Genomic DNA, 8,353 nt, shown 5'->3' with positions numbered 1-8,353 from the left:
TCCGCGCGGCCGCAAGCGAAAAAACACTCCTTGGTCACCCCTCCCCCCCCCCCCCCCCCCCTCCCCTTCCCCCCCCCCCCCCCCCCCCCCCCCCCCCCCCGGGACAGCGATCAGGTCAGCGGCGCCAGTGCTGACTGGTGGCGCCGCGGCAGTCGTACTGCTGGAGCCGGGCGCCGTTCGCCGTCGAGGAACCGACGACGTCCAGGCACCGGCCCGAGTGACGGGCGACGATTTCGAGGTAGCCGTCGGCGTCGCGTAGCTGCCACTGTTGGTTGGTCCCACCATTGCAGGACCAGAGGACGACCCTGGCGTTGTCGGCTGTCGAAGCGCCACTGATATCAAGGCATTTTCCGGAATGCCGCGAGACGAGCTGAACGTGACCATCGGCGGCGGGGCGCGCTTCCCACTGCTGGTTCGCCCCGCCATGGCAGTCCCATTGGATGATCTCGGCACCGTCGGCGCTCGAGGCGCTCACCACGTCGACGCATTTGCCGGAGTTCCGGTTCGTGATGGCGGCGACCGGCGTGCCAGGGCTTCCGTTGTCACCCCACGCGTGCCTCAGCCGGTCGGCGCCGCTGGTGTTGCGAAGGCTCAGCGAGAGAGCGGTGCCGCTGCCGTGGAGCGCGAACATGGAGTACCAGTCGTAGGTCTGCCCGGCGGTGACCTTACCGCCGAGCGCCGGCCAATAGGTACCACCCATGTCGCTGTCGCGCATGACGTCGGTGATGGCGCGGAGGTACCGGACGAAGTTGTCGGAACCGTTCGGGTTTCCATAATCGAGACCGGTGTCCATCGGCGCACCGAATTCGGTCACGACCGCCCGGGACGCGCAACTACCCAGCCGAGTCTGCGCGAGATCGCGCCAGCCCGCGTAATCGTGCTGCCCGTAGAAGAATGCGTAGAAATGGAAGGACAGCAGGGTTCCGGCGAATCGGCTGTCACCACACACGGGCCTGAGATCCTGGCTGAAGCCCGTGCCGCCGATGAGAATTCGGCCTCGCGGAATCGACGGGCGGGCGTTGATCCAGTTGGCGGCGACGTTCAACCATTCGCTCGCACCGTATCCGTGCGGTTCGTTCATCGGCTCGAAGTGGACCAGGCCGTTGCCGCCGTACTGGGCGATCACGGTGTCCCACATCGAGTTGAAAGCGGCCATGTTGGTGATGCGGCCACCCGAGGCGGCCCCGTCCTCCCAGTAGGCGAGGATGACCTTGAAGCCGCGGCCGGTCGCGGCGTCGATGGCGCCGCGGTAGGCGTTCCACCAGGATGAGCCGACGGTGTGGGTGTTGACGGGCAGCCGGACGGTGTTGACGCCGAGCAGGTTCTCCATACCGGCGTAGATCGCGTCGGCCTTGGCCCGGACGGTCGCGTAGCTGTCGGATCCGTTCAACCCTTCCAGGACGAGGGTGCCGGTCGTGAAGTTGTCGCCTTTCCGAGCCCAGTTCATACCTCTGAACTGACTCGTTTCGGCGACGGCGGGCGACGCACTGACAAGCGCGACGGCGGACATCAGGGCCGCTGTCGTCAATACACTGAGGAGGCGGCGGAGCGGCAGCGTGAACTTGTATCTTTTGGTGGACATGACACCGACCGTTCTCGTGCGACGTTGCAGGAAGTGGTCAATCGAAAGAGGACAAGAACGTCCGGAAACATTGTCACATCCATAATATGTTCGATCAAGATCGACTACGAATTGATCGAATGACCGTATCGCCTTGGTCGTGAGTGACGATTCGGGTTAGAACACGAATCGCCACTCACGACCAACCGGACCGACCGCGGTCAGAACCTCCATTGCCGATCGGCCCGAGCCGTTGACTGTGGTCGCCCTCAGGACGTCCACGCGACGTCCCGACGGCACGCATCTCCCCGCGTCGCGAGGGCGCGACAGCCACGCCGTCGACGATAAGACTGATCCATTTCGCCTGATAAGACTGAACCATTGCGCTCTCCGTAGCGGTTCGCGTACGGTTACCAGTTGATCGAACCGGTTCGACCCCGCTTGGGAGTCCCCATGGTTCAACGGCGAACTGTCCCCTGTGCGCTTGTCACCGATCCCAGACGACGATCAATCCCTTGGCGTCGCCGGTAAATCAACCAGCCGAGCCGTCGGCCCCACCAGATCCGGCGGCTCTGGACGAATAGTCCCGCAGACCCGGCCGACATCCTGGGAGCTTTCCGCCTTTGTGTGGGAGCGCTCCCGGATCCGCGAAGCGCCTTCACCGACGAAGGAGAACCATGACCCCGCAGATCCATTCCGTCAGGCGGCGTCGGCCGCTACTCCGATCGGCGATCGTCTCACTCGCCGCCACGACGGACGGGACCTCGTGATGAGAATACGCTTCAGAGCAGCGATCTCCGCCGCACTCCTGATCGCCGCCTGCACCACGGCGACCATGATCGCCTCCGCTCCGCCGGCCACCGCGCACGCGGTCAACCCCGCCGACTTCCAGCAGGTCGAACTGGCCCGCGGGGTAGCCGAAATGGGCGAGCCGATGTCACTGACCGTGCTACCGGACCGCTCGGTACTGCACACCTCCCGCAACGGGACCTTGAGGCGGACCACGGCCGCCGGTGCGACCAACGTGATCGGCACCCTGCAGGTCTACTCGCACGACGAGGAGGGCCTGCAGGGCATCGGGGCCGACCCGAACTTCGCCACCAACCGGTTCATCTACCTGTACTACTCTCCCCCACTGTCCACTCCGGGCGGTGATGCCCCGGACAACGGATCCGACTTCTCCGCGTGGAACGGGGTGAACCGGCTCTCCAGGTTCACTCTCAACAGCGACTTCACGCTGAACATGGCCAGCCAGGTGACCGTGCTGGACGTGCCGACCAACCGCGGTATGTGCTGCCACGTCGGCGGGGACATCGACTTCGACGCGGCGGGCAATCTGTATCTGTCCACAGGAGACGATTCGAATCCGTTCGCTTCGGACGGCTACACCCCTATCGACGAGCGCGCCAACCGCAATCCCGTGTTCGACTCGCAGCGTGGCGCCGGCAACACCAACGACCTTCGCGGCAAAGTTCTGCGAATCAAGGTGAACACCGACGGGTCGTACTCGAGCCCGGCAGGCAACCTGTTCCCGCCCGGCACCGCGAAGACCCGTCCTGAGATCTATGCGATGGGCTTCCGCAACCCGTTCCGGATGAACGTGGACAAGGCCACCGGCGTGGTCTATCTCGGCGACTACGGACCCGACGCCGGTACCTCCAGCAACACCCGCGGGCCGGCCGGCCTGGTGGAGTTCAACCGGATCACCTCGGCGGGCAACTACGGTTGGCCCTACTGCGTCGGGGCCAACACCACGGCGGAAGCCTATGTGGACTACACGTTTCCGTCCGGGCCGTCCGGATCCCGGTTCAACTGCGCCGCACCGGTCAACAACTCTCCGCGTAACACCGGGCTGACCACTCTGCCCGCCGCACGTCCGGCGTGGATCAAGTACGACAACTGCTCGCTGGCGGCGTTCGGCTGCGGGTCCGAGTCGCCCATGAGCGCGCCGGTGTACCGGTACGACGCGGCCAACCCGTCGTCGGTCAAGTTCCCGCCCGCGCTGGACGGGCACGTCTTCGCCACCGAGTTCGGCAGGCGCTGGATCAAGACCATCGACGTCAACGCCGACGGGTCGGCCGGGCAGATCAACGACTTCCCGTGGCGCGGCACGCAGGTCATGGACTCCACCTTCGGCCCGGACGGTGCCATGTACGTGCTGGACTACGGCACCGGCTGGGGCAGCGGTGACGCCAGCTCGGCGCTCTACCGTATCGAGTACAACCCGGCGGGAAACCAGGCACCGACCGCACGGGCCGGCGCCGGCCGCACGTCCGGCGCGGCACCGCTGACGGTCGATTTCTCGTCGGCCGGCTCCTCGGATCCCGAGGGCGGTGCGCTCACCTACGCGTGGAACTTCGGTGATGGCAGCACGTCCACGGCGGCCAATCCGAGCCACACCTACACCGGCAACGGCCAGTACACGGCCAGCCTCACGGTGACCGACCCCGGAGGTCGCACCGGCAACACCAGTGTGATCATCAACGTCGGCAACACCGCACCCACGGTCACACTGAACACACCCGTCAACGGGAGCCTGTTCAGCTTCGGCGACACGGTGCCGTACACGATCACCGTCACAGACCCGGAAGACGGCGCGATCGACTGCGGCCGGGTGACACTCAGCTATCTGCTGGGCCATGACAGCCACGCACACAAGATCACCTCACGGACCGGCTGTTCGGGAACGCTGCAGATCCCGGTGGACGGCGAGCACGACACGGCGGCGAATCTCTACGCGGTCTTCGACGCCGAATACACCGACCTCGGGGCGAACGGCCAGCCGGCGCTGACCACCCATACCCAGCACGTCCTGCAGCCGCGGCACCGCCAAGCCGAGCACCACTCCAGCCAGTCGGGAACAGGCCTCTACGACAAGGCGGCAGCGGAGGGCGGCAAGACTGTCGGCGACATCCACAACGGTGACTGGATCGCGTTCCAGCCCTACGCACTGGTGGGCGAAACCCGGTTCACCGCCCGGGTTTCGTCGGGCGGCTCGGGCGGCACGCTGTCCGTGCGGACCGGTTCGCCGACCGGACCGGTGCTCGGGACGGTGACAGTTCCGGTCACCGGCGGCTGGGACACCTTCGCCGAGGTTTCCACCACCCTGACCGGCCCCCCGGCCGGAACCAGCACGCTATATCTGACGTTCGCGGGTAGCGGCAGCGGCTTCCTGTTCGACGTGGACGCGTTCTCGTTCGGCGCCTCGACGGGTGGCCGGACCGGGCAGATCACCGGCCCCGGCGGCAAATGTGTCGACGTCAGCGGAGGCGGCACCGCCGACGGCACGAAGATCCAGCTGTGGACCTGCACCGGCACGCCCCACCAGCAATGGACGGTCAACGGCACCACGGTGCGCGCCTTGAGCAAATGCATGAACGTCGCGGGCGGCGGCACCGCCGACGGCGCCCAGGTGCAGCTGTCCACTTGCAACGGTACCGGCGCACAGAACTGGACCATCGGCACCAACGGATCTCTGGTCAACAGCCAGTCGGGCAAATGCCTCGACGCCAACGGCGCCGGCACCGCCGACGGCACCCAGCTGATCATCTGGACCTGCCATGGCGGCACCAACCAACGCTGGACGCTGCCGTGAACCCCGCACAGGAAGCGAAGTGACCCGGCATGAAGAAATCGTCCATCCGGCGCGTGCTCAGCGTGGCCGCAACCGCGCTCGTCGTTCTCGCGACCGGTGCCGGTCGACCCGCCAGCGCCGCCGACACGCCGTACGACGTGTTGGTGTTCTCCAAGACCGCCGGCTTCAGACATGACTCGATCCCGGCAGGCCTCCAGCTGATCCGGGAACTGGGCGCGGCCAACAGCTTCACCGTGACCACCACCGAGGACGCCAACCAGTTCAACGCCGGCAACCTGGCTCAGTACGAGGCCGTGGTGTTCCTCAACACCACCGGTGACGTGCTGAACGCCCTCCAGCAGAGCGCGTTCGAGTCCTATATCCGGGGCGGAGGCGGGTATGTCGGCGTCCACTCGGCGTCCGATACCGAATACGACTGGCCGTTCTACGGCGAACTCGTCGGCACGTACTTCGCTTCGCACCCGGCCATCCAGCAGGCCACCCAGCGGATCGAGAACCGGGCGCACCAGGCCACCCAGCACCTCGCCCCCACCTGGGTACGCACCGACGAGTGGTACAACTTCCGGACCAACGTCCGCTCCAGCGCCAGGGTACTGGCCACTTTGGACGAGTCCACCTACTCCGGTGGCTCGATGGGCGCCGACCATCCGTACACCTGGTGCAAGACACTCCAAAATGGACGTTCCTTCTACACCGGAAACGGCCATACCCAGGCGAGTTACGCCGAGCCCGGCTTCCGGTCCATGATGCTCGGTGGCATCCGGTACGCGGCGGGCCGGACCAAGGCGGACTGCCGTCCGGAGACGGGCTACCTCGCGCTGTACAACGGATCCACCACCGGCTGGTCCCAAGCCGGGCCGGGTGGCTTCAGCAACAGCGACGGCACGCTGACCTCCTCCGGCGGGATGGGCATGCTCTGGTACAGCGCCAAGGAGCTGCGCTCCTACTCGCTCAAGCTGGACTGGCGAATGCCCGGCGACGACAACTCCGGCGTCATCCTCGGCTTCCCGGCGGGCAGCGACCCGAACGCCGCGCTCGACCAAGGGTACGAGGTCCAGATCGACGCCACCGACACGGCGGACAAGACCACCGGCTCGGTCTACGGGTTCAAGGCCGCCGACATCGCCGCCCGCGACGCCGCGCTCAACCCGCCGGGCGAGTGGAACACCTTCGAACTGCTCGTCGAGGGTGAACGGCTGCAGGTGTTCCTGAACGGCGTGAAGATCAACGACTTCACCAACACCGACCCGGTGCGATCGTTGACCTCGGGCCATATCGGCATCCAGAACCACGGCACCGGTGACGACGTGTCCTTCCGCGACATCCGGCTCAAGGAGCTGGGCGGCCCCATCTCGCGCACCGGACCGATCACCACGGCCGGCGGCAAATGTGTCGACGTCGACGGCGGCGGCACCGCCGACGGCACGAAGATCCAGCTGTGGACCTGCACCGGCGCGGCCCGGCAACAATGGACCGTCAACGGCAACACCTTGCGTGCGTTGACCAAGTGCATGAACGTCGCAGGCGGCAGCACCGCGAACGGTGCCCAGGTGCGACTGTCCACCTGCAATGGCAGTGGTGCGCAGAACTGGACGGCCGGGGCGAACGGCTCCTTGGTCAACCCGCAGTCCGGCAAATGCCTTGACGCCACCGGAGCCGGCTCGGCCGACGGTACCCAGCTGATCATCTGGACCTGTCACGGCGGCGCCAACCAGCGCTGGACCCTGCCTTGAACCCAGTAGAGAACAGGAGTAAAGCCATGAAGAAACGGCACCATTCTCTTCGATGGTGGACGCCGATCGCCGCCGTCGCACTGGTTCTCGCCAGTGTCGGCGTGGCCGACGCCGTGCCGTCCACCCCGGCGGCGAATCCCGGCACTCTCGCCGCGTCACCCGGCTGCGGCAAGGCCCCCACGTTGCGGAGCGGCACGCACACCATTCAGAGCAACGGCAAGAACCGCAGCTTCATCCTGAGCATCCCCGACAACTACGACAACACCACCCAGCACAAACTGATCTTCGGGTTCCACTGGTGGGGCGGGACCGCGGAGCAGGTCGCCTCGGGCGGAAGCGATGGCGACGTCTATGCCCACTACGGACTGCGGCGGCTGGCGAACAACACCGCGATCTTCGTGGCACCCCAAGGAATCGGCAACGGCTGGGCCAACTCCGGCGGCGAGGACGTCACCTTCACCGACGACATGATCAAGCGGATCGAGAACGACCTCTGCGTCGACACGGCACAACGCTTCTCCCTCGGCTTCAGCTACGGCGGCGCCATGAGCTACGCACTCGCGTGCGCCAGGCCGACGACGTTCCGAGCGGTCGCGGCCATCGCCGCTCCCGGCGCGATCAGTGGTTGCAGCGGTGGCAACCAACCGTTCGCGTACCTGGGAATCCACGGCGTCGGCGACAACATCGGCGCCGGACGGGGGCTGCGCGACAGGTTCGTCCGGAACAACGGCTGCACCCCGCAGAACCCGCCCGAGCCGTCGTCGGGCAGCCGAACCCACATCACCACCTATTACTCCGGCTGCCGGGCCGGGTACCCGGTCGCCTGGGCCGCCTTCGACGGAGGCCACCAGCAAGGCCCCGTCGACGGATGCGCCGGCTGTGAGAGCGGCGCCAGGAGCTGGGTCAAGACCGAGGTGTGGAAGTTCTTCACCGGAGACACACCCGCGCCGACGCCCACCTACCGGCTGCGCAGCGAGTCCGCGGGCAGGTGCGCGGACGTGACCGGCGCGAACTCGGCGAACGGCTCCCAGCTGATCCTGTGGGACTGCCACACCAACGCCAACCAGCAGTTCACCCGCACCGGCCAAACCCTGCAGGTGCTGGGCAAATGCCTGGACGCGCCCGACAACGCCACCTCCGGCGCCCGGGTACAGATCTGGGACTGCCACGGCGGCGCCAACCAACAGTGGAACGTCAACGACAACGGCACGATCACCAGCGGCCAAACCGGACTGTGCCTCGACGTCACCGGCACAGCCAACAACTCCGCTGTCGACGTCGCGACCTGCAACGGCGGCGCCGGCCAGCGCTGGGCCAAAGCCTAGCCGGTCGGGTGGGTCGTGGGGGGGGGGGTGTTTTTTTTCCCCCCCCCCCCCCCCCCCCCCCCCCCGGGGGGGGGGGGGTTTTTTTGTGCTGGGGGGGTGGGGGCTGGTCCAAATAGGAAAACCCCTGCCCTCAGTGATC

Annotated in this window: 4 protein-coding genes; 3 read left to right on the top strand and 1 reads right to left on the bottom strand. The window is 66.7% G+C overall.

The window, feature by feature from the left end; translation table 11 throughout:
* Nucleotides 1–115 precede the first annotated feature (115 nt).
* Nucleotides 116–1,447: an RICIN domain-containing protein gene (locus ACZ7KI_RS27745; protein ID WP_470275997.1), complete on the bottom strand. Its 1,332-nt coding sequence runs from the start codon at nt 1,445–1,447 to the stop codon at nt 116–118.
* 883 nt (nt 1,448–2,330) lie between these two features.
* On the opposite strand from ACZ7KI_RS27745, the gene ACZ7KI_RS27740 reads away from it, so the two are divergent.
* The 3 genes from ACZ7KI_RS27740 to ACZ7KI_RS27730 are packed head-to-tail and all read left to right on the top strand — an operon-like array spanning nt 2,331 to nt 8,214.
* Nucleotides 2,331–5,156 carry a PQQ-dependent sugar dehydrogenase gene (locus ACZ7KI_RS27740; protein WP_470275996.1) on the top strand — a complete coding sequence of 942 codons (2,826 nt, stop codon included), beginning with the start codon at nt 2,331–2,333 and terminating at the stop codon, nt 5,154–5,156.
* A 29-nt stretch (nt 5,157–5,185) separates the two neighbouring features.
* Nucleotides 5,186–6,889: a ThuA domain-containing protein gene (locus ACZ7KI_RS27735; RefSeq protein WP_470275995.1), complete on the top strand. Its 1,704-nt coding sequence runs from the start codon at nt 5,186–5,188 to the stop codon at nt 6,887–6,889.
* A gap of 26 nt (nt 6,890–6,915) precedes the next feature.
* On the top strand, nt 6,916–8,214 hold the full coding sequence (locus ACZ7KI_RS27730) for a ricin-type beta-trefoil lectin domain protein (protein ID WP_470275994.1): 1,299 nt from the start codon (nt 6,916–6,918) through the stop codon (nt 8,212–8,214).
* The last annotated feature ends 139 nt before the right edge of the window (nt 8,215–8,353 follow it).

Source organism: Amycolatopsis sp. NPDC039088 (genome assembly GCF_055598845.1).
Note: the sequence above shows the minus strand (reverse complement) of the source record. Positions and strands in the feature narration are given on the sequence as shown.

Excerpts from the sequence above, each read along its gene's own strand:
- ACZ7KI_RS27745 (WP_470275997.1), bottom strand. The coding sequence starts at position 1,447 with ATGAACTGGGCTCGGAAAGGCGACAACTTCACGACCGGCACCCTCGTC.
- ACZ7KI_RS27740 (WP_470275996.1), top strand. The coding sequence starts at position 2,331 with ATGAGAATACGCTTCAGAGCAGCGATCTCCGCCGCACTCCTGATCGCC.
- ACZ7KI_RS27735 (WP_470275995.1), top strand. The coding sequence starts at position 5,186 with ATGAAGAAATCGTCCATCCGGCGCGTGCTCAGCGTGGCCGCAACCGCG.
- ACZ7KI_RS27730 (WP_470275994.1), top strand. The coding sequence starts at position 6,916 with ATGAAGAAACGGCACCATTCTCTTCGATGGTGGACGCCGATCGCCGCC.